This is a genomic window from Achromobacter sp. (assembly GCF_050285565.1).
Lineage (GTDB): Bacteria > Pseudomonadota > Gammaproteobacteria > Burkholderiales > Burkholderiaceae_B > Achromobacter.
The window spans coordinates 282,419-302,070 of the sequence record NZ_JBLZXG010000005.1 but is presented as its reverse complement, the minus strand read 5'-3'; the positions used below and the strand labels follow the sequence as shown (position 1 = coordinate 302,070).

Genomic DNA, 19,652 nt, shown 5'->3' with positions numbered 1-19,652 from the left:
AGGGGTAGTGAAACCCCTGCTTTTGCCATGTTTTGACCCCATTTAATTTGATGCTTTTTGGCCGCTTCCGACCGGCCCGGGCATGAAAAAGCGCCCGAAGGCGCTGTGTCAGGACGTGGAGCCGGTTCCGGAAGAACCCGGTGCCGGGCCGCTGCCGGGAACGGTGCCCGGAGCCGCGGCCTGTTCGGCCTCGGTGGCGGCCGGCGCGGCCGGCTTCTTGCGCGGCCGGCCCCGCTGGCCGGGGGCCACGCGGCGGCTGGCGGTGTGGGCCAGACTGGCGATGAAGCTGGGGCCACCCAATGCCCATTGACCGGAAACGGCCTGGTCGATGCGCTGGGTTTCCTCGCGCGACAGGCCATCCTGCAGGCGCTTGCGATAGTTGGCCTGGCGGTCGAACGGCGTGTTGCCGCAGGCCCAGTAGTCGGCATGGTCGGACTGCCACTGCGCCGGGGCGGCGGTGGTATTGCCGGTGTGGCTGGAGGCCGACGACCAGGGCCAGGAATCCGGATCTTGCGACGCGCCGCTGCGCACCGGGTAGGTTTCGAGCCAGACCAGCGCCGGCAGCACCCAGGCGCCTGGCTCGAGCAAGGCCGAGCGGTAGCGGCCGGCGAACACCCGGCCGCCACGCAGGCGCGCGGCCAGGTTGCGGCCCAGGGTCTGCATCAGGCGCGGCAGGCCTTCCTCGTCGGCCGGCGTGGCCAGCAGCAGGATGCGGTCGTTGGCGAGCAGCCAGCCGTGCACCGACACGCGATGACGCTGGGCGGATTCGCCCAGCCACGCGGCCAGCTGATTGAGGATATCGGCCGGGGCGGGCTGGGACGGCGCCGCCAATGGCTGAATGAAGTTGGCCTGCACCAGTTGGGGCAGCCCAGGGGCGTACAGGCGGGGCAGACGGGCCATAGTGTCAGGGCTTGCGCTTCCAGAAGAACGGGTTGTCTTCTCTCACGTATATAAATAGTGCCACGGTGGACGCTGGTCAAGCCCCGTGATCACAATATGGGCACGGAATCGATACTTTTTGTCGGAAGGACTCCGTTTCGGGCAGGTTAACATTCGGCGACGGATCGTTGTAACGTGGATATACCCTAATCCCGCCCGAATTTTCTTCACTTTCAGACCCGGAGACTCCCGCCATGCCCGCCGCCCTGGAACTCATTTCCCAGCATCGCTGTTTCGGGGGCTGGCAGCGCTATTACCGCCACGCGTCGGCCGAGATCGGCCTGCCGATGCGTTTCTCCGTGTTCGTTCCGCCCCAGGCCGAGCAAGGCCCGGTGCCGGTACTGTTCTACCTGGCCGGCCTGACCTGCACCGAGGAAACCTTCATGATCAAGGCCGGCGCCCAGCGCCTGGCGGCCGAGCTGGGCGTGATGCTGGTGGCGCCCGACACCAGCCCGCGCGGCGCCAACGTGCCCGGCGAGGACGAAAGCTGGGACCTCGGCACCGGCGCCGGCTTCTACCTGGATGCCACCGCCGAACCCTGGCGCACCCATTACCGCATGGACAGCTACGTGACGCGCGAGCTGCACGCCATCGTCACCCGCGACCTGCCTGGCGACGCGGCGCGGGTCGGCATTTTCGGGCACTCGATGGGGGGCCATGGCGCGCTGGTGCTGGCGCTGCGCAACCCGGACAAGTTCCGTTCCGTCTCGGCCTTTGCGCCGATCGCCGCGCCTGGCCAGTGCCCCTGGGGCAAGAAGGCCTTCGGCGCCTACCTGGGCGCCAACCCCGCCGACTGGAACGCCTACGATGCCTCGGCGCTGATGCGCGGCCTGCGCCAGCCGTTTCCCGCCGGCATCCTGATCGACCAGGGCAGCGCCGACCAGTTCTTGGCCGAGCAGTTGTATCCCGAGGTATTCGAAGCCGCCTGCGCCACCGCTGGCCAGCCGCTGGAATTGCGCCGCCAGGACGGTTACGACCACGGCTATTACTTCATCTCGACGTTCATCGAGGATCACATCCGGTTTCACGTCGAGCGCCTTGGAAAACCGGCGGCCTGACGCCCCGCTTCTATACTGGGCGGCCTGCCATGGCAGGCCCGGGGCCCCTGGCGTCCGGCGTCCGGCCGCGGCGTTCTCTGCATAGGATCGCCTGATTTGATCAACGGAATCGCTCCCTTCGTCTGGATCCTGCTGGCCGCGGTGCTCGTGTTCCTGCCGGGCCTGGTGATGCTGCTGGGCCGGGGCGGCCCGCGCGACGAGCGCGGCCGCCGTACCTTCCAGTTCCGGCCGCTGCGCCGCCTGTTCGGCCTGTTGCTACTGCTGCTGGGCGGGGTGTCGGGGTTGCTGGCCTTGTCGCTGGTGCAGTTCTTCCGGCTGACCACCGACGAGCCCGTGGCGCGTGTCGCCGTGCGCCAGCAGGCCGACGGCCAGTTCCAGGTCAATGCCAGCGCGCCGGGCGTGGGCGACAAGCAGTACGTGCTCTACGGCGACCAGTGGCAGATCGACGCCCGCGTGGTGCGCTGGCGCCTGCCAGCGTTGATGGCCGGCGTGCCACCCCTGTACCGTCTGGAACGCCTGTCCGGTCGCTATAGCGATGCCGCGCGGGAGGCCTCGGCCACGCGTTCAGTGTATGCGCTGGACGATTGGCCCGCGCCGGATCTGGGTTCGCTCAAGCAGAGTTTCCCGAACTGGTTCCCCTTCGTCGATGTCCAATTCGGCAGCGCGGCCTACATGCCGCTGTTCGACGGCGCCAAATACCAGGTCTACATGGATCCCCGCGGCGCGCTGTTCGTGCGCCCGGACGGCGAGGAAACCGCGGCCGGATTGAAGCGCCTGGGGTGGTAGGCGCAATGTCCTGGACAGGCGTGGAATTAAAATGGGGACGCAGTGAAGAATGGAAACTTTGACGCGCCGCAATAGTCCTATTAGCACTCCCTTTGCTAGAGTGCTAACATCAAATCCATGTCTTTACCCCTTCGCTTTCCGGAGACCGCCGCAATGAAGCAACCCAGTACCTCGTTGGCCACGTCCGGCAACGCCCTGGCGTTGGCCATCGCCAATCCGGGCGCGCTCGGCACGATCGATGCCTACATCTCGGCCGTGAACCGCCTGCCGGTTCTATCGGCCGAACGCGAAACCGAACTCGGCCGCCGCCTGCGCGACAGCGAAGACCTGGGCGCCGCGCGCGAACTGGTGTTGTCGCACCTGCGCCTGGTGGTGTCGGTGGCGCGCCAGTATCTGGGCTACGGCCTGCCCCACGCCGACCTGATCCAGGAAGGCAACGTCGGCCTGATGAAGGCCGTCAAGCGTTTCGATCCCGAGCGCGGCGTGCGGCTGGTGTCGTTCGCCGTGCACTGGATCAAGGCCGAAATCCACGAATACATCATCCGCAACTGGCGCCTGGTCAAGGTGGCCACCACCAAGGCCCAGCGCAAGCTGTTCTTCAACCTGCGCAGCATGCGTCCGGACGGCCAGACGCTGGATCCGGAACAGGTCGACCACATCGCGCGCGAACTCAATGTGCGCCGCGAAGACGTCAGCGAAATGGAAGTGCGCCTGTCCGGCCGCGACATGTCGCTCGAAAACCAGGACGACGATGACGACAGCTACGCGCCCATCGCCTACCTGTCCGACGAAGGCCGCCAGGAGCCGACCCGCGTGCTGGAACGCGCCGCCCGCGACCAGTTGCAGAGCACGGGCCTGTCGAGCGCGCTGGAAGCGCTGGATCCGCGGTCGCGCCGTATCGTCGAGGCGCGCTGGCTGCAGGACGATGGCGGCGCCACCCTGCACGAACTGGCGCAGGAGTTCGGCGTGTCGGCCGAACGCATCCGCCAGATCGAGGCCGCCGCGTTGAAGAAGATGCGCGGCAACCTGGCCGCCTGATACTTCCCGCAATCCCGCCAAGGGCCGCGAATTTCGCGGCCCTTGTGCTTTATGCCGCGCGTTGACCGGCCTTGGCGGACAACCGCCGTGCTTGTCGCGGCGAATCAATAAATTGATACAAATTTGCCTCGAAATAACGCGCGGTTTTAGAAACTTAATGAAGATCGTGCCGCCTAACTTCACGTAGACCGCGAACTTCGGTTGGCTGTCTTGTCATCCGTCTCGGCTTCTCCTCTTTCCCCTCCCCTATGAGACGGATGCTTGCGGGGCACCATGCATATGGTGCCCCGTTTTTTATTGCGCGTCCGGCATGCGCGGCGCCGCCGGACGTGGCGCGGGGCTTGCGGCGGGCCGGCCTTCAGGCCGCTCTCGCGCTATCCGCGCCGGGCTGCGTGTCCGTGTGCCAGAGCGCGTCCTGCACGCGCCGCACGCCGGTGGCCATGGAGCCGTCCTGGTAGAGCTTGATCCAGCGGTAGCCGGGGGCGAGGTTGTCGACCACGTGCTTGCCCTCGCGGATACTGAACTGAAAGCAGGTCGATGGCGTGGCCAGCATGCGCAGGTTGTGGCGGCGGCGGTCGAACTCGTGGTGCACGTGACCCCACAGCAGCACCCGCACTTGCGGCCAGTGGGCCAGCCGCTTGAACAGCGCCTGCGGGTTGTCGATCATCATCGAGTCGTGCCAGTGGCTGTCGATCTGCATCGGATTGTGGTGCATCGCCAGCAGCGTGTGGCGCCCGGGCGCCTCGGCCAGGGCGGCCTCCAGCAGATCCAATTGGCTGTCGGGCAGGTGGCCGGCATTGGAGCCGGGCACGGTGGTGTCCAGCGAGATCACGCGCCAGGCGCCGACGTCGGTGACCGGCGCCGACCATTCGGGCAGTTCCTGGCGCAGCGCGGACGGCAGGTCGTGGTTGCCGGGCAGGCAGCGGATGCGGGCGCCTTCCAGCGCGGGCGCGGCCCCCAGCATGGCGGCCAGGCGCCGGTAGGCGGCGGGCTCGCCGTCCTGGGACAGGTCGCCGGTCGCCAGCAGCAGGTCGGGATGCCTGCCGTCGGCTTCGATCTGGCGCAGCACGGCGCGCAGGCTGGCGTCGGTATTGACGCCCAGCATCACGGTGTCGGGCTCGCCGAACAGATGGCAATCGGTCAATTGGACGAGCATGGCCGGGGCGTCGTTGCGCCGGGCCAGGGTGTGGACGCGTGCCAAGTGCGGCTCCTGCGAAGTTTCTGCACGGCCCATACCTTACCGAAAAATCGCCTCCCGGCGCGTTTCGCGCCGCCCGATCGGGGTAACGAAACGTGCGCCCGGCCTATCCGTTCGCCGGAATCTAGCGGAAAACCCGCTATTCTTGTCGAACTTCTCACAAGCTTCATGACCGGGACGCGGCGCTATCCATGGATGTAGGTTTTCTCGTATTCGGCCTGGCCGGGTTGTTGACCCTGGTCTGCTTCATGCCACCGCTGGCCGGCCGCCTCAAGCTGCCATACTCGGTGCTGCTGGCGATCGTCGGCTGCCTGCTGGGCATCATCGTGCACGTGCATGGCTGGGCGCCCAGCTGGATCGGCGACTTCCTCGATTCGCTGGAACGGTTCGAGATCTCCTCCGAGACCTTCCTGATGGTGTTCTTGCCGGTGCTGCTGTTCGAGACGGCGCTGTCCATGAACGTGCGGCGCCTGATGGACGACATCGGCCCGATCCTGATGATGGCGATCGTGGCGGTGGTGGTGTGTACCGTGGTCGTGGGTGTGACGCTGGACGCGATTTCGCCCTATGGCCTGGTGGTCTGCCTGCTGCTGGGGGCCATCGTGGCGACCACCGACCCGGTGGCGGTGGTGGGCATCTTTCGGGAAGTGGGCGCGCCCAAGCGCCTGACCACGCTGGTGGAAGGCGAGAGCCTGTTCAACGACGCCGCGTCGATTGCCTTGTACTCGGTGCTGCTGGCGGTGCTGGGCGGCCATGGCGAGCTGACCGCCAGTGGCATCTTCAATGATTTCATCGTGCACTTCATCGGCGGCGGCATCGCCGGCTTCGCCATGGGGCGGCTGGCCTGTTTCCTGTTTGCCTGGCTGCGCGGCTTTCCCACGGCAGAGATCACGCTGACGCTGACGCTGGCCTACCTGTCCTTCTTCATTTCCGAGCATTACCTGAACGTGTCGGGCGTGGTGGCCACGGTGATCGCCGGCCTGGTGGTGGGCTCGACCGGCCGCACCCGCATGTCGCCGACCACGTTCGAATATCTGTCGAGCGCCTGGGGGCAATTCGGCTTCTGGGCCAACTCCCTCATCTTCCTGTTCGCGGCCATGCTGATCCCCAAGCTGATGGCGGCGGCCGACTGGCAGGAACTGGTGCTGGTGGCGGTGGTGTTCGTGGCGACGCTGGTGGCGCGTGCCATCGTGGTGTTCGGCCTGCTGCCGCTGCTGGGCCTGACCCGACTCGGCACCAAGGTCAGCAATCCCTACAAGGTGGTGATGCTGTGGGGCGGCCTGCGCGGCGCGGTGTCGCTGGCGCTGGCGCTGGCCGTGACCGAGCAGACCGGCGTGCCTGAACAGGCGCGCCAGTTCATCGCCGTGGCCACCACCGGCTTCGTGCTGCTGACGCTGTTCATCAATGGCATCAGCCTGCGGCCGCTGATCCGCATGCTGGGGCTGAACCAACTGTCGCCGGTCGAGCGCACCATCCGCAACCAGGCCCTGGCCGTGGCGCTGGAGGACCTGCAGGGCAAGACCGACGAGGTGGCCAAGACCGAGCATATCGGCAGCGAGGTGCGCGACCGCATCCGCGCCGTGTTCGACGCCAGCCTGACCAGCGTGCATGACGGCCAGGTCAGCCAGATGAGCGACGAGCAGCGGGTGGCGGTGGGCCTGGCGATCGTGGCGCAGCGCGAGGAGGAAATGTTCTTCGACATCCTCAAGGCGCAGATCGTCGACTGGCGCATGGCGGAAACGCTGCTGGCGCGGGCCGAACGGCTGGAGGACGCGATCCGCATGGGCGGGGTGCCGGGCTTCGAGCGCGCCATCATCGCCGACGTGCGCTATTCCTCCGGGTTCCGGCTGGCCTTGCGGCTGCACTACCTGTTCGGCTTCCAGGGGTGGCTGGCACGCGAGCTGGGCCAGCGTTTCGCCAACCTGATGAGCAAGCGGTCGGTGGCGCAGCGCCTGATCGTGTTCGCGCGCGAGCAGATCACGCCGCTGCTGGGCGAGGCCGCCACCCAGCGCATCGTGGCGCTGCACCAGCGCCGCCTGGATCTGATCGAAAGCGCCATGCAGGCGCTGAACCTGCAATACCCGTCGTACGCGCAGTGGCTGCAGGAAAGCTACCTGGGCCGGGTGGCGCGCGAGCTGGAACGCATCCGCTACCGCGACATGCTGGAGCAGTTCCTGATCAGCGGCGAGGTCTATGCCGACCTGATGGCGCAATTGAAGAGCCGCTGGGCGCATATCGACACGCATCCGCCGCTGGACATCGAGATGAGTGCGGCCGACCTGATCAAGCGCGTGCCGCTGTTCGAGGGGCTGTCGGCCGATTCGCTGCGCGCGATCAGCAAGCTGCTCAAGCCGCGCCTGTCGCTGCCCGACCAGCGCGTGCTGACCAAGGGCCGGCATGGCGAGGAAATGTGCTTCGTGGCGTCCGGCGCGGTGGCGGTGCACTTGCCGGACAACACCATGATCGAACTGGGCAGCGGCGAGTTCTTCGGCGAGCTTGGCCTGCTGGGCGAGCAGCAGATCGCGCCCGAGGTGACGTCGCTGGGCTACAGCAAGCTGCTGATGCTGTCGTCGCGCGATTTCCATGCGCTGCTGGCGCGTGACGAGCACTTGCGCGAGCGCATCCAGGTGGTGGCCAAGCAGCGCCTGCGCGCCATCGAGGTCTGGAAGCAGTTCTCGCAAGCCAACAACGCGGCGCCGGCAGCCGCGCCGGCACCGCAGGCGCCGGTGCCATCGCCGGCGCAGGCGGCGGAAGCGGCCGAGGCGGCGGGCGCGGCGGCCGACAGCGCGCTCGATACGCGCGCGGTGCAGGCGCTGCGGGCGGCCGGACCGGACGTGCCGGCCTCGGCCCCGCTCATGGCCCGCGCGGCCGAGGCGCGGCCGGCCTTGCCGCAGCAGGCCGAGACGCGGCCGACCGCTGCGCCACCGGTCGAGACGCGCCAGACCGAGGCGCAGCAGGTGGAAACGCGTGAGGCGGGCACGGCGCCGAGGGGCGCCAGCGCCTGATGGCGGGCCGCGCGCGCCCGGCTCAGATTTCGCCGGCCGCGCGGCGCTGCATGATGTCTTCGATGATCACCAGCGCTGCTTCCAGCGTGAATTCGCCTTCGGCCACGCGCCGCACCACCGTGTCGACATCGACCGCGGCGATTTCCATGACTTCGCCATCGCGGTTGGCGGGCCGGGCGTCGGCCGCCAGCACACAGGTGCTGGTGAGCACGTCCTCGACCTGATAGCCCTCGGGCAGGCGGCGGTGGATGCGCAGGATGGTGCGCAGCGGCGTGCGTCGCGCCAGATCCGGCGCGTCCAGGCCGGCTTCCTCGCCGCATTCGCGCACCAGCGCGGTTTCGAGGGACTCGCCGCTGCCGGCCAGTCCGCCCACCAGGGTGTCCCACATGCCGGGGTCGGTGGACTTGCTGAGCGCGCGGCGGGCGATCCAGATGCGGCCGTCCGGGGTCCAGGCATTCAGGTGCACGGCCTTGGTCAGCAGGCCCAGCGGCCGCACCGCGGCGCGTTCGATGACGCCCAGCGCGTTGTCGCCATCGAGCACATCCAGCAATTCATCGCGCCAGCCCCGCAGGCAGTTGGCTTGGCGCAACAGTTGCGCGGCCTGTTCCAGCACCGCGTCCAGGGTCGGGCCTGGCGTCAGCGCGTTGCCGATGCGCAGGGCATTGCCGTCGGCCTCGATGTGCGCGGCGCCCTGCAACGCGTCGCAGGCCGCGTGGGTGGCCCAGCCGCAACGCCGCCCCGCGACATAGAGCGGATGCGCGCCGACCGGGGCGGGCTCCTGGGCGCGCGCGCTCAGCGCGGCATACAGATCGGACAGCGGTTTGGGCATCGGGAGGCACGGTGTTAATAAGACTGTCCGCGATTTTATGCCACCCCTGTTTACCCTGGGTCGGCAACGAACGCGCGCAAATGGGGGCGAGCGGTATGAATTCAAGAGCACAAACTTACATCCATTTGCGCGTCCGCTATAATCCGCCAGTTTCTTTGTGATTTCGAGTGGGAACGCGGGGGCCGCTCTATCTCCCCCTGCCTAACCCTGCCATCTAATAATTGCGCGTAGTCCTGTTGCAGTGACATTCGTGCCACTAGGCGACAAGGGCCTTCGCGCCGTGTTTCGAGGTAAGCATGAAGAAGTGGAGAGGGATACTGGGCGCTTGTGCGCTGCTGATTGGCAGCGTGGCCATTGCCCAGGTGCAAGACATGCCCGGCGGCCCGAAGGTCAATCAGCTGAACCTGCACGAAGGTGTCACGCAAATCACGCGTGATGTCATGTGGTTGCACTGGCTGTTGCTCACGATCTGTATCGTGATTTTCGTGGGCGTCTTCGGAGTGATGTTCTACTCCATCTGGGCGCACCGGAAATCCCGCGGACACAAGGCCGCGACCTTCCACGAACACCTCGGCGTGGAAGTGGCCTGGACGGTCATCCCCTTCATCATCGTCATCGCCATGGCGCTGCCGGCCACCAAGACGGTCGTCGCCATGAAAGACACTTCCAGCGCCGACCTGACCATCAAGGTCACCGGTTACCAGTGGAAATGGGGTTACGAATACCTCGATGGCCCCGCCGCCGGCGTCAAATTCCTCGCCACTCTGTCGACGCCGCGCGCCCAGATCGACGGCCGCGAGCCCAAGGGCCAGTTCTACCTGATGGAAACGGACAACCACATGGTGGTGCCCGTGGACAAGAAGGTACGCGTCGTTCTGACCGCCGCCGACGTCATCCACTCCTGGATGATCCCGGACTTCGGCGTCAAGCAGGATGCGATCCCCGGTTTCCTGCGCGACGCCTGGTTCCGCGCCGAAAAGCCGGGTATCTATCGTGGCCAGTGCGCCGAACTGTGCGGCAAGGACCACGCCTTCATGCCCATCGTCGTGGAAGTCCTGGCGCAGGCGGACTACGATAAGTGGGTTGAGGATCAAAAGAAGAAGATGGCGGCAAACGCCGACGATCCCAATAAAGCGTGGACGGAAGCCGAACTGGTTGCCCGTGGCGAGAAGGTTTTCGCCGCCAATTGCGTGGCCTGTCACCAGGCCAACGGCAAGGGCATCCCGGGCAGTTTCCCCGCCCTCGATGGAGACAAGGTTGTCCTGGGCCCGAAAGACGTCCAGATCAACACCGTGCTGAAGGGCAAGCCCGGCACCGCCATGGCGGCGTTCGGTTCCCAGCTCAATGATGTCGAGATCGCCGCGGTCATCAGCTATACGCGCCATGCCTGGAGCAATGCCGGCAAGGGGCAGGACCCGACAGTGATGCCGAAGGACGTGGCGGCCGCGCGTTGATCGCGCCCGCTTCCCAACGCAGAGCTGGTTCCGTTTAGTCAGAGATACCCTGCCGGTTCCGTGGAACGGAGCCGGCACTCAGCAGGAAGGAGTCCATCATGAGCAGCGTCACTGTAGACCACGTGTCGCCGGGCCACGGCCACGGTCACGATGACCACCACCACGCCACCCCCACCGGCTGGCGCCGCTGGCTTTTCGCCACCAACCACAAAGACATCGGGACGATGTATCTCATCTTCTCGTTCGTCATGCTGCTCGAAGGCGGCACGCTGGCGCTGTTGCTGCGTACCGAATTGTTCGAGCCGGGCCTGCAGTTCTTCCGCCCCGAACTGTTCAACCAGTTCACCACCATGCACGGCCTGATCATGGTGTTCGGCGCCATCATGCCGGCCTTCGTGGGCTTCGCCAACTGGATGATCCCGATGCAGATCGGCGCGTCCGACATGGCCTTCGCGCGCATGAACAACTTCAGCTTCTGGCTGCTGCCGGTGGCCGCGATCATGCTGACGGCCTCGTTCTTCGTGCCGGGCGGCGCCACCGCCGCCGGCTGGACGCTGTATGCGCCGCTGTCGCTGCAGATGGGCCCGGGCATGGACCTGGCCATTTTCGCCATGCACATCATGGGCGCGTCCTCGATCATGGGCGCCATCAACATCATCGTGACCGTGCTGAACATGCGCGCGCCCGGCATGACGCTGATGAAGATGCCGCTGTTCTGCTGGACCTGGCTGATCACCGCCTTCCTGCTGCTGGCCGTGATGCCGGTGCTGGCCGCCGCCATCACCATGGTGCTGACCGACCGCCACTTCGGCACCGGCTTTTTCAACGCCGCCGCCGGCGGCGACCCGGTGCTGTACCAGCACGTGTTCTGGTTCTTCGGGCATCCCGAGGTCTACATCATGATCCTGCCGGCGTTCGGCATCGTGTCGGCGATCGTGCCCGCGTTCGCCCGCAAGAAGCTGTTCGGCTACGCCTCGATGGTGTACGCCACCGCCTCGATCGCCGTGCTGTCGTTCATCGTCTGGGCGCACCACATGTTCACCACCGGCATGCCGGTGACCGGCCAGCTGTACTTCATGTACGCCACCATGCTCATTTCCATCCCGACCGGGGTGAAGGTGTTCAACTGGGTCGCCACCATGTGGCGCGGCTCGATGACGTTCGAGACGCCGATGCTGTTCTCGATCGGCTTCATCTTCGTGTTCACCATGGGCGGCTTCACCGGCCTGATCCTGTCGGTGGCGCCGATCGACATCCAGGTGCATGACACTTATTACGTGGTGGCCCACTTCCACTACGTGCTGGTGGCCGGCTCGCTGTTCGCGCTGTTCGCCGGCACCTACTACTGGCTGCCGAAGTGGACCGGCCGCATGTACAGCGAAAAGCTGGGCAAGCTGCACTTCTGGTCGACGCTGATCTCGTTCAACGTGACCTTCTTCCCGATGCACTTCCTGGGCCTGGCCGGCATGCCGCGCCGCTACGCCGACTACGCCGCGCAGTTCACGACGTTCCACCAGATCGCCACCATCGGCGCTTTCTGGTTCGGCCTGTCGCAGTTGATCTTCCTGTGGGCGGTGCTGCGCTGCTACATGGGCAAGGGCGAGAAGGCCGCGGCCAAGCCGTGGGAAGGCGCCGAAGGGCTGGAATGGACGGTGCCGTCGCCCGCCCCGTTCCACACCTTCGAGACGCCGCCCGAAGTCAAGTGAGCGCCGACCCCAACCCCGCAACAGGCAGCATGGCCATGACCCCCGAGCAGCGCCGACGCAACAAGATCGCAGGACTGGTTCTGCTGGTATTCGTCATCGCCGTGTTCGCCTGGACCGTGTTCCGCGGTTCGGCGCTGCTGGCGGGCAAGGCCATCGGCGGCTAGCGAACCATGAGCGACGACCTGCGTGAATCCGCCCAGCGCAAGCTGAGTTTCTTCCAGACGATGAAGGCGGTGGCGTGGGGGTTTTTCGGCGTCCGCAAGGGCGCGGGCTATCGCGAGGACAGTGCCAGGCTCAATCCCGTCCATGTGATCGTGGCGGGGTTGCTGGCGGCGGCGATCTTCGTGACCGTGCTGGTGTTAATTGTGCGTTGGGCGGTATCGAGCCTGACTTGAATCACTTAATTCTATAAATCAGTACCAGGGAGAAAGCCATGAGTGCAAGCCACTCGGTTCAAGGTAAAGAGGCACCCTATTACTTCGTGCCCGCCGACTCGGGCCACCCCGTGCGCACGGCCGTGGCGCTGCTGCTCATGGGCCTGGGCGCCGCGGGCTGGATCAACGGCGTGAGCTGGGCCAAGTGGTCGGTGCTGGCCGGCTTCATCGGGCTGATCGTGGTGCTGTACTACTGGTTCGGCGACGCCATCCAGGAGTCCGAGGCCGGCCTGAACAGCAAACGCATCGACGGCTCCTACCGTTGGGGCATGAGCTGGTTCATTTTCTCGGAAGTGATGTTCTTCGCGGCGTTCTTCGGCGCCCTCTGGTACGTGCGCACCATCACCACGCCGTGGCTGGGCGACATGGACCACCGCCTGATGCTGTGGCCCGACTTCCAGGCGGTGTGGCCCAACTTCGGCCCGGCCGGCGTGGTCGAGCACTTCCAGACCGTGGGCCCCTTCTGGCTGCCGACCATCAACACCGCGCTGCTGCTGAGCTCGGGCGTGACGCTGACCATCGCCCACCACGCGTTGCGCGAGAACCATCGCGGCAAGGCCATGTTCTGGCTGGCCGCCACGGTCATCCTGGGTTTCATCTTCGTGGCCTGTCAGGCCGCCGAGTACCACCACGCCTATACCGAGCTGAACCTGAAGTTCAACTCGGGCGCCTATGGTTCGCTGTTCTACATGCTGACGGGTTTTCACGGTTTCCACGTGATCCTGGGCGCCACCATGCTGACGGTGATCCTGATCCGCCTGATGCGCGGCCATTTCACCGCCGACCATCACTTCGGCTTCGAGGGCGCCGCCTGGTATTGGCACTTCGTGGACGTGGTGTGGCTGGGCCTGTATCTGTTCGTCTACTGGTTCTGAGGCGGGGGCCCGGCGCGGCCGGGCCGACTGGCGGGACACGGGGCGAGGCTGGCGGGCCGCCGGGAAACAGCGGCGCCGCGGGCCTCGCCCTTCGTTTTAGGGCGGTCGTGTTCCAATAGGGCCGTACCCGCCGGCATTTGGCGGGAACCGGCCGCTCGCGGGCCTATCTAAAACCGGTGCTTTCGATCCAGCCCATGTGGTGGGCGAACAGCACGAACAGGAACAGCGCCACCGACAGGCCGATGCGCACCGTCAGCGCATTGACCGTGCGGTTGGTGCTGCCTTTGTCCCGCATCAGGTAGACCAGGGCGGATGCCAGACTGGCCAGGATACCGATGAAGGCCAGTACGACGAAAACGCGCATGATGGTCTCCGGACAAAATCGATTGATTCAAGACAAATGGCCCGACCGCATTCCACCCGCTACACGGTAGCCGCTTTGCTCCTCTTGGGGATCGCCGTGGTGATCCTGGCCTCGCTGGGCCAATGGCAACTGCGGCGGGCCGACGAGCGACGCGACATTCTGGCGGCTATCGAGGCCGGCCGCAAGCAAGCGCCGCTGGTGCTGGCGCCTGCGACCGCGCCGGCCGACATGAAGCCGTGGCGCGTGGCCGAGGCCCGCGGCACCTGGCTGCCTGAATTCAGTGTACTGCTGGACAACCGCAACCACGATGGCAAGCCCGGCTATTGGCTGGCCACGCCGCTGCTGCTGGATGCCGGCAGCCGCAGCGCGGTGCTGGTGCTGCGCGGCTGGCTGCCGCGGGTGATCCAGGGCCAGGGCGCGCCGGCGCTGCCGGCCACGCCCGAGGGCACGCAGACCATCAAGGGTGAGCTGTCGCCGCGCGTGCCGCGCATGTTCGAGCTGTGGTCGCTGGGCGGCCAGGATGCTTCCAGCCTGCCGGCCACGCTGCCGGCCGCCGGCGGCGCCGTGCCGCAGGTGCAGAACCTGCCGCTGGATGCCTACGCCAAGGCCACCGGCCTGACGCTGCTGCCCACCGTGATGAGCCAATTCGGCACCGGCGAGGACGACGGTCTGGTGCACGACTGGCCGCAGCCTTCGGTGAATTTCCAGCAGAACACGGTGTACGCCGTCGAGTGGTTTTCCTTTGCCTTGTTTGCCGCCATCGCCTGGCTGGTGGTGCTGGGGGGCGCCATCAAGCGCATGCGCCAACGCGCGGCCAACGATCCGGCGGCCTGACCGCCGCTTTTTCCGACAACAGAATCCATGACCCACGTGGCTCGCGACATGACTGCTTCCCAACCCGCCCGGCGCTCGCTGACGCCGATGGTGCTGGTGTTCCTGTGCACGCTGGCGCCGATCGTGGCGGCGTTCGTGGTCTACATGAACCCGCAGTGGTGGCCGGCGGATGCCAGCAACTACGGCCAATTGATCGAACCGCAGCGGCCGGTGCCCGCGCCCCAGGCGCTCAAGCTGACCACGCTGGACGGCAAGCCGTTCGACCTGCAAAGCCTGAAGGGCAAGTGGCTGCTGGTGGCGGCCGACGGCGCGGCCTGCCCGGAAAGCTGCGCCCGCAAGCTCTACATCACCCGCAACAGCCACGCCAGCCAGGGCAAGAACGTCGACCGCCTGGCGCGCGTCTGGTTCATCACCGACGACGGCCCGGTGCCGGACAAGGTGCTGCAGGCTTACCAGGGCACAATCATGCTGCGCGCCGATCCCGACCAATTGGCGCGTTTCCTGCTGGCGCGCGACGGCGCGGCCGGCCAGCCCGGGCTGGCGCAGCCGATCTGGGTGATCGATCCCCTGGGCAACCTGATGATGCAGTATCCCGCCGACGCCGACGGCGTGAAGGTGCGCAAGGACATCAGCAAGCTGGTCTATAACTCGCGCATCGGTTGAATCGGTATTTAGTTGATTTCCATGGAACGCATCAAAGCGCGGTATCGCAAACTCGTCTTTTTCACCTGGTTCCTGACGCTGGACCTGATCATGTTCGGCGCCTTCGTGCGGCTGACGGACTCGGGCCTGGGCTGCCCGGACTGGCCCGGCTGCTACGGCAGCGTCACGCCGCTGGGGGCGATGGGCGACATCCACGAGGCCTCCCAGGCCATGCCGTTCGGGCCGGTAACCTTGTCCAAGGCCTGGATCGAGATGATCCACCGCTATGTCGGCTCGATCCTGGGCATGCTGATCATCGGCATCGTCTACATGGCGTGGCGCTATCGTCGCGAACTGGGCCGTTCGCCGGCCTTGGCGGTGACGACGCTGGTGGCGGTGTGCGTGCAGGGCGCGTTCGGCGCCTGGACCGTGACGCACAAGCTGATGCCCGCCGTGGTCACGGCGCACCTGGTGTTCGGCCTGTCGGTGCTGGCGCTGATGACCTGGCTATCGGCGCGCGAGCGCCCGCACCACGCCGTGGCGGCCGCGGCGCGGCGCTTCAAGCCCTGGGTGGTGGGCGGTTTCATTCTGCTGCTGATCCAGGTGACGCTGGGCGGCTGGGTCAGCACCAACTACGCGGCCCTGGCCTGCATGGACTTCCCCATGTGCCATGGCAAATGGGTGCCCGACATGGACTTCCACGGCGGTTACTCGATCATCCGCGGGCTGGGCGAACTGCCGTCCGGAGAAATGATCTCGCAGCCGGCGCTGACGGCGATCCACTGGGTGCATCGCAATTTCGCCTTCGTCGTGTTCGCCTACCTGGGCGTGCTGGCCTGGCGCCTGCGCGCCGATCGCGGGCTGCGCGGGCCGGCCACGCTGATGCTGGCCCTGCTGGGCGCGCAACTGCTGACGGGCCTGACCACCATCTTTTTCCAGTGGCCGCTGCTGATCGCGGTGTTGCACAATGGCGGGGCGGCCGGGCTGACCCTGGCCGCCGTGGTTCTGATGGTGCGCCTGTCCAGCGCGGGCGGGGCGCCGGCCGGGGGCTACGGCCCCAATTCGGTGCGCGTTTAAAATAGGGTGCATGATGACCAGTCTTGCCGCTCCCCAATCCGGATTGCTTCGCCAATATTTCGTGCTCACCAAGCCCCGCGTCACCCAGTTGGCGGTGTTCTGCGCGGTGATCGGCATGTTCCTGGCGGTGCCCGGCATTCCCGACATGCGCCGCGTGCTGTTCGGCACGCTCGGCATCTGGCTGCTGGCGGCGGCCGCCTTCGCCATCAATTGCCTGATCGAGCAGGAAGTCGACGCGCGCATGCTGCGCACGGCGCGGCGCGCCACGGCGCGCGGCACCATTTCCGCGTTCCAGGTGCTGAGCCTGTCGGGCCTGCTGGGCGGGGTCGGCATGTTCGTGCTGTATACGCTGGTCAACCCGCTGACCATGTGGCTGACCTTCGCCACCTTCGTCGGCTACGCGGTGATCTACACCGTCATCCTCAAGCCGCGCACGCCGCAGAACATCGTCATCGGCGGCCTGTCGGGCGCCATGCCGCCGGCGCTGGGCTGGGCGGCGGTGGCCGATTCGGTGCCGGCCGAGGCCTGGCTGCTGGTGCTGATCATCTTCATCTGGACGCCGCCGCATTTCTGGGCGCTGGCGCTGTACCGCAACCATGACTACGCCAAGGCCGGCCTGCCGATGCTGCCGGTGACGCATGGCCAGCAGTTCACCCGCCTGCACATCCTGCTCTACAGCATCGCGTTGGTCGCCACCACGCTGCTGCCCACCGCGATCCGCATGAGCGGGGCGCTGTACCTGGCGTCGGCGCTGGTGCTGGGCGGCATGTTCGTGTCGTACGCCTGGCGGCTGTACCGCCACTACAGCGACGAGCTGGCGCGCAGCATGTTCCGCTTTTCCATTCTCTACCTGGCGCTGCTGTTCGGCGCCCTGCTGGTGGACCACTGGGTCGCGCTGATCTGACCCCCTGGAGGTTGTCGATGTCCGTATTTTCCGCCAGCCGGCGCCTGGCCTTGCGCCTGGCCACGGCCGCCGCTTTCACCGCCGCCCTGGCCGCCTGCGGCGAGCAGGCGCCCCAGTTCAAGGGCAGCGATATCAGCGGCACCCAGTTGGGGCGCGGCCTGGAGCTGTCGGACTACAACGGCAAGACGCGCACGCTGCAGGACTTCGCCGGCAAGGTGGTGGTGGTGTTCTTCGGCTTCACCCAGTGTCCGGACGTCTGCCCGACTTCGCTGGCCGAGCTGACCGAGGTGATGAAGAAGCTGGGTCCGGACGCCGAGCGCGTGCAGGTGCTGCTGATCACGGTGGATCCGGAGCGCGACACGCCCGAGGTGCTCAAGCAATACGTAACCGCGTTCGACCCGCGTTTTCTGGGTTTGACCGGCACGCCGGATCAGGTCAAGAAGGCAGCGGCCTCGTTCAAGGCCTATTACGCCAAGGCGCCGACCAAGGACGGCAACTACACCATGGACCACACCGCGGCGTTCTACCTGCTCGACGGCAAGGGCGAATCGCGCGTGCTGGCCAACAACACCATCGGGGTCGATGCCCTGGTGCACGACATCCAGGCCCTGCTCAAGGGCTGATGCCGTGGCGGAGCGCGCCGGGCGCGGTGTCAGGCGCCGCCGGCGTCGAGCCAGCCCGCCAGCGCGGCGCGGGCCCGGTCGTCCAGTTCCGCCATGGCGATTTCGCGGCGGTGCGACATGATCAACCCGGCATAGGGGGCGGCCAGCGCGGCCGCCTCGGGACACAGGCGCGATTCGTCGCCGGTCGACGGCGAGACGTTGCGCCAATAGTTGATGGCCGCTTCGATCTGAGGCAAGGTGATGGCATTCATGAGCCTATTGTCCACGAATGGCGCGAGCTGTCCAATCGCGTCGGGCAGCAATGAAGCGTCACCATCGCAACATGCCGAAACCGCGTCCGGGTGCTATACCACTGCCGGTTAGTAACGATGGAGCATCGTCATGAATTATCCCGCCCCAACCGAATCTGTCCGCCGCGGCCTGCATCCCCTGGTGGCCGCCGCCGCCATCGCGGTGATCGTCATGTGCTCGGTCGGCGTGGCCGCCGTAATGGGCTGGCTGCCAACGCCGTCGGCCACCCCGCACGCCGAGGATACGCTGGCCCAGGCCGGCCCCGAGGGCGCCAACCTGGCCCCGGCCCAGCCCGGCACGCCCGCCCAGCCGCAGGCCGCGGGCGCGCGGCCCGCGGCCCAGGCCCAGGCGACGCAGCCCCCCGCGCAGGGCCGGCCCGTCCCGGCGCCCGTGCCCGCCGCGCAGGCCTGCCGCACCTGCGGTGTAGTGGAAACCATCCGCCAGGTGCAGGTGCCGGTCAAGGACAACAGTGACCACCTGGTCGGTACCATTGCCGGCGGCGTTGCCGGGGGCGTGGTCGGTAACCAGTTCGGCGGCGGCAATGGCAAGACGGCGCTGACCGTGCTGGGCGCGGTGGGCGGCGCTTTGGCAGGCCGTGAAGTTGAGCGTAATATCAGGCAGCAACAAACGGTGACGCACTATGAGCTCACGGTACGCATGAACGACGGCAGCACGCGCCAGTTCCGCAGCGCGCAGCCGTTCGCCTTCGCGTCGGGCGATCACGTGCGCGTGGAGAATAACCAGCTGCTGCCGGGATGACCGTGCCCGCCGGCGGCGTTTTGCGATCTATGGGAAGACAGGAATGAGCGACCAACACAGCAACCCGTTCGTCCTGCCCGGCATGGGCCAGAATTCCGACCTCTCGGGCAACCCGCTGCTGGCCAGCATGGAAATGATGCGCCAGGCCTGGGCCGGCCTGACCGGGCCGGGCGGGCTGGCGAGCAGCCTGCCGATGGCGCCGCCTATGAACCTGGAAGACCTGGATCGCCGCATCGCCGAGTTGCGCTCGGTGGAGAACTGGCTGCGCATGAACCTGTCGATGCTGTCCAGCACGATCCAGGGCATGGAAGTGCAGCGTTCCACCATCAGCACGCTGCGCGCCTTCGTCGATTCGGCCGCCAACATGGATCTGGGCGCGGTGCGCGAAAGCGGCGCGGCCTCGCCGCTGGAAGTGGTGCTGGGTCTGAAGCCGGCGCCGGCCGCCAAGCGCGCGCCACAGCAAGCCGCCACTCCTGCCCAGCAGGCGCCCACCCCGGAAGCGCCAGCCGAGGGCGGCGCGGGTCAGCCCGCCGGCGCCCAGCCGGGCATGAGCGAGCAGATGGGCGCGGCGGCGCAGTCGGCCTCCAAGGCCTGGTGGGACCTGTTGCAGCAGCAATTCAACCAGATCGCCGCGGCCACGGCCGCGACGATGCCCGGCAACCAGGCGGCGGCCGAGACCGACAAATCCAAGGCCAAGCCGGCGGATCTGCGGGCCGCGGCCGCGCCGGCCGCCAAGACGGGCGCCAAGCCCACCGCCCGCAAGACCGCGCGCAAACCGGCCGCCAAGCCGGCCGCCCGGAACGGCGGGCCCGCCGACGGCAAGCCCTGATTTTTTT

21 protein-coding genes are annotated in these 19,652 nt (G+C 66.9%); 16 read left to right on the top strand and 5 right to left on the bottom strand.

Annotated features, from left to right (window positions below):
• Positions 1–108 precede the first annotated feature (108 nt).
• On the bottom strand, positions 109–900 hold the full coding sequence (locus ACN6O8_RS12695) for a hypothetical protein (RefSeq protein WP_427991391.1): 792 nt from the start codon (positions 898–900) through the stop codon (positions 109–111).
• A 233-nt stretch (positions 901–1,133) separates the two neighbouring features.
• Between ACN6O8_RS12695 and fghA the strand changes: the two genes are divergently transcribed.
• The 3 genes from fghA (at position 1,134) to rpoH (ending at position 3,821) form a co-directional block, all read left to right on the top strand.
• A complete protein-coding gene (fghA, locus tag ACN6O8_RS12690) occupies positions 1,134–1,997 on the top strand; it encodes an S-formylglutathione hydrolase (RefSeq protein ID WP_427991390.1) in 864 nt (287 codons plus the stop codon).
• 96 nt (positions 1,998–2,093) lie between these two features.
• The gene (locus ACN6O8_RS12685; RefSeq protein WP_427991389.1) at positions 2,094–2,783 is read left to right on the top strand and encodes a hypothetical protein; all 690 of its coding nucleotides are present in this window, start codon (positions 2,094–2,096) and stop codon (positions 2,781–2,783) included.
• A gap of 153 nt (positions 2,784–2,936) precedes the next feature.
• Positions 2,937–3,821, top strand: coding sequence for an RNA polymerase sigma factor RpoH (rpoH, locus tag ACN6O8_RS12680; RefSeq protein ID WP_427991388.1), 885 nt, complete (start codon positions 2,937–2,939; stop codon positions 3,819–3,821).
• 358 nt (positions 3,822–4,179) lie between these two features.
• On the opposite strand, the gene ACN6O8_RS12675 is transcribed toward rpoH, so the two are convergent.
• Positions 4,180–5,022 (bottom strand): phosphodiesterase, encoded by an 843-nt coding sequence (locus ACN6O8_RS12675; RefSeq protein WP_427991387.1) that lies wholly within the window; start codon positions 5,020–5,022, stop codon positions 4,180–4,182.
• A 188-nt stretch (positions 5,023–5,210) separates the two neighbouring features.
• Between ACN6O8_RS12675 and ACN6O8_RS12670 the strand changes: the two genes are divergently transcribed.
• Positions 5,211–8,024: a cation:proton antiporter gene (locus tag ACN6O8_RS12670; RefSeq protein WP_427991386.1), complete on the top strand. Its 2,814-nt coding sequence runs from the start codon at positions 5,211–5,213 to the stop codon at positions 8,022–8,024.
• 22 nt (positions 8,025–8,046) lie between these two features.
• Here the strand turns inward: ACN6O8_RS12670 and ACN6O8_RS12665 are convergent, their stop codons facing one another.
• Positions 8,047–8,853, bottom strand: a complete 807-nt coding sequence (locus ACN6O8_RS12665; protein WP_427991385.1) for an NUDIX domain-containing protein — start codon at positions 8,851–8,853, stop codon at positions 8,047–8,049.
• Positions 8,854–9,149: 296 nt separating this feature from the next.
• Here ACN6O8_RS12665 and coxB point away from each other — a divergent pair, with 296 nt between their 5' ends.
• The 5 genes from coxB (at position 9,150) to ACN6O8_RS12640 (ending at position 13,322) form a co-directional block, all read left to right on the top strand.
• Positions 9,150–10,307: a cytochrome c oxidase subunit II gene (coxB, locus tag ACN6O8_RS12660; RefSeq protein ID WP_427991384.1), complete on the top strand. Its 1,158-nt coding sequence runs from the start codon at positions 9,150–9,152 to the stop codon at positions 10,305–10,307.
• Between the two features lie 98 nt (positions 10,308–10,405).
• A complete protein-coding gene (ctaD, locus tag ACN6O8_RS12655; protein WP_368931400.1) occupies positions 10,406–12,013 on the top strand; it encodes a cytochrome c oxidase subunit I in 1,608 nt (535 codons plus the stop codon).
• Between the two features lie 35 nt (positions 12,014–12,048).
• Positions 12,049–12,177: a cytochrome oxidase small assembly protein gene (locus ACN6O8_RS12650; RefSeq protein ID WP_020925592.1), complete on the top strand. Its 129-nt coding sequence runs from the start codon at positions 12,049–12,051 to the stop codon at positions 12,175–12,177.
• A 6-nt stretch (positions 12,178–12,183) separates the two neighbouring features.
• Positions 12,184–12,408 carry a DUF2970 domain-containing protein gene (locus tag ACN6O8_RS12645; RefSeq protein ID WP_053497776.1) on the top strand — a complete coding sequence of 75 codons (225 nt, stop codon included), beginning with the start codon at positions 12,184–12,186 and terminating at the stop codon, positions 12,406–12,408.
• A 38-nt stretch (positions 12,409–12,446) separates the two neighbouring features.
• Positions 12,447–13,322: a cytochrome c oxidase subunit 3 gene (locus ACN6O8_RS12640; protein WP_427991383.1), complete on the top strand. Its 876-nt coding sequence runs from the start codon at positions 12,447–12,449 to the stop codon at positions 13,320–13,322.
• 163 nt (positions 13,323–13,485) lie between these two features.
• Here ACN6O8_RS12640 and ACN6O8_RS12635 read toward each other — a convergent pair whose 3' ends face one another.
• Positions 13,486–13,686 carry a twin transmembrane helix small protein gene (locus tag ACN6O8_RS12635; protein ID WP_006388096.1) on the bottom strand — a complete coding sequence of 67 codons (201 nt, stop codon included), beginning with the start codon at positions 13,684–13,686 and terminating at the stop codon, positions 13,486–13,488.
• Between the two features lie 36 nt (positions 13,687–13,722).
• Between ACN6O8_RS12635 and ACN6O8_RS12630 the strand changes: the two genes are divergently transcribed.
• Genes ACN6O8_RS12630 through ACN6O8_RS12610 form a run of 5 tightly spaced genes read left to right on the top strand, consistent with a single transcriptional unit; the run spans position 13,723 to position 17,766 of the window.
• On the top strand, positions 13,723–14,520 hold the full coding sequence (locus tag ACN6O8_RS12630) for an SURF1 family protein (RefSeq protein ID WP_427991382.1): 798 nt from the start codon (positions 13,723–13,725) through the stop codon (positions 14,518–14,520).
• 48 nt (positions 14,521–14,568) lie between these two features.
• A complete protein-coding gene (locus ACN6O8_RS12625) occupies positions 14,569–15,183 on the top strand; it encodes an SCO family protein (RefSeq protein ID WP_427991381.1) in 615 nt (204 codons plus the stop codon).
• Between the two features lie 21 nt (positions 15,184–15,204).
• Positions 15,205–16,239: a COX15/CtaA family protein gene (locus tag ACN6O8_RS12620; RefSeq protein ID WP_427991380.1), complete on the top strand. Its 1,035-nt coding sequence runs from the start codon at positions 15,205–15,207 to the stop codon at positions 16,237–16,239.
• A gap of 13 nt (positions 16,240–16,252) precedes the next feature.
• Positions 16,253–17,143, top strand: coding sequence for a heme o synthase (cyoE, locus tag ACN6O8_RS12615; protein WP_427991553.1), 891 nt, complete (start codon positions 16,253–16,255; stop codon positions 17,141–17,143).
• Positions 17,144–17,160: 17 nt separating this feature from the next.
• Positions 17,161–17,766 carry an SCO family protein gene (locus ACN6O8_RS12610; protein WP_427991379.1) on the top strand — a complete coding sequence of 202 codons (606 nt, stop codon included), beginning with the start codon at positions 17,161–17,163 and terminating at the stop codon, positions 17,764–17,766.
• A 29-nt stretch (positions 17,767–17,795) separates the two neighbouring features.
• Here ACN6O8_RS12610 and ACN6O8_RS12605 read toward each other — a convergent pair whose 3' ends face one another.
• Complete coding sequence (locus tag ACN6O8_RS12605; protein WP_427991378.1) at positions 17,796–18,017, bottom strand: DUF3717 domain-containing protein; 222 nt, start codon at positions 18,015–18,017, stop codon at positions 17,796–17,798.
• A 130-nt stretch (positions 18,018–18,147) separates the two neighbouring features.
• On the opposite strand from ACN6O8_RS12605, the gene ACN6O8_RS12600 reads away from it, so the two are divergent.
• Both ACN6O8_RS12600 and ACN6O8_RS12595 read left to right on the top strand, forming a co-directional pair.
• The gene (locus ACN6O8_RS12600; protein WP_427991377.1) at positions 18,148–18,816 is read left to right on the top strand and encodes a glycine zipper 2TM domain-containing protein; all 669 of its coding nucleotides are present in this window, start codon (positions 18,148–18,150) and stop codon (positions 18,814–18,816) included.
• A gap of 43 nt (positions 18,817–18,859) precedes the next feature.
• Positions 18,860–19,645: a PhaM family polyhydroxyalkanoate granule multifunctional regulatory protein gene (locus ACN6O8_RS12595; protein ID WP_427991376.1), complete on the top strand. Its 786-nt coding sequence runs from the start codon at positions 18,860–18,862 to the stop codon at positions 19,643–19,645.
• The last annotated feature ends 7 nt before the right edge of the window (positions 19,646–19,652 follow it).

What these genes read in the sequence shown, in the direction of transcription:
- ACN6O8_RS12695 (WP_427991391.1), bottom strand. Translation starts at nt 900, where the DNA reads ATGGCCCGTCTGCCCCGCCTGTACGCCCCTGGGCTGCCCCAACTGGTG.
- fghA (WP_427991390.1), top strand. Translation starts at nt 1,134, where the DNA reads ATGCCCGCCGCCCTGGAACTCATTTCCCAGCATCGCTGTTTCGGGGGC.
- rpoH (WP_427991388.1), top strand. Translation starts at nt 2,937, where the DNA reads ATGAAGCAACCCAGTACCTCGTTGGCCACGTCCGGCAACGCCCTGGCG.
- ACN6O8_RS12670 (WP_427991386.1), top strand. Translation starts at nt 5,211, where the DNA reads ATGGATGTAGGTTTTCTCGTATTCGGCCTGGCCGGGTTGTTGACCCTG.
- ACN6O8_RS12665 (WP_427991385.1), bottom strand. Translation starts at nt 8,853, where the DNA reads ATGCCCAAACCGCTGTCCGATCTGTATGCCGCGCTGAGCGCGCGCGCC.
- coxB (WP_427991384.1), top strand. Translation starts at nt 9,150, where the DNA reads ATGAAGAAGTGGAGAGGGATACTGGGCGCTTGTGCGCTGCTGATTGGC.
- ctaD (WP_368931400.1), top strand. Translation starts at nt 10,406, where the DNA reads ATGAGCAGCGTCACTGTAGACCACGTGTCGCCGGGCCACGGCCACGGT.
- ACN6O8_RS12650 (WP_020925592.1), top strand. Translation starts at nt 12,049, where the DNA reads ATGACCCCCGAGCAGCGCCGACGCAACAAGATCGCAGGACTGGTTCTG.
- ACN6O8_RS12645 (WP_053497776.1), top strand. Translation starts at nt 12,184, where the DNA reads ATGAGCGACGACCTGCGTGAATCCGCCCAGCGCAAGCTGAGTTTCTTC.
- ACN6O8_RS12640 (WP_427991383.1), top strand. Translation starts at nt 12,447, where the DNA reads ATGAGTGCAAGCCACTCGGTTCAAGGTAAAGAGGCACCCTATTACTTC.
- ACN6O8_RS12635 (WP_006388096.1), bottom strand. Translation starts at nt 13,686, where the DNA reads ATGCGCGTTTTCGTCGTACTGGCCTTCATCGGTATCCTGGCCAGTCTG.
- ACN6O8_RS12630 (WP_427991382.1), top strand. Translation starts at nt 13,723, where the DNA reads ATGGCCCGACCGCATTCCACCCGCTACACGGTAGCCGCTTTGCTCCTC.
- ACN6O8_RS12625 (WP_427991381.1), top strand. Translation starts at nt 14,569, where the DNA reads ATGACTGCTTCCCAACCCGCCCGGCGCTCGCTGACGCCGATGGTGCTG.
- ACN6O8_RS12620 (WP_427991380.1), top strand. Translation starts at nt 15,205, where the DNA reads ATGGAACGCATCAAAGCGCGGTATCGCAAACTCGTCTTTTTCACCTGG.
- cyoE (WP_427991553.1), top strand. Translation starts at nt 16,253, where the DNA reads ATGACCAGTCTTGCCGCTCCCCAATCCGGATTGCTTCGCCAATATTTC.
- ACN6O8_RS12610 (WP_427991379.1), top strand. Translation starts at nt 17,161, where the DNA reads ATGTCCGTATTTTCCGCCAGCCGGCGCCTGGCCTTGCGCCTGGCCACG.
- ACN6O8_RS12605 (WP_427991378.1), bottom strand. Translation starts at nt 18,017, where the DNA reads ATGAATGCCATCACCTTGCCTCAGATCGAAGCGGCCATCAACTATTGG.
- ACN6O8_RS12600 (WP_427991377.1), top strand. Translation starts at nt 18,148, where the DNA reads ATGAATTATCCCGCCCCAACCGAATCTGTCCGCCGCGGCCTGCATCCC.
- ACN6O8_RS12595 (WP_427991376.1), top strand. Translation starts at nt 18,860, where the DNA reads ATGAGCGACCAACACAGCAACCCGTTCGTCCTGCCCGGCATGGGCCAG.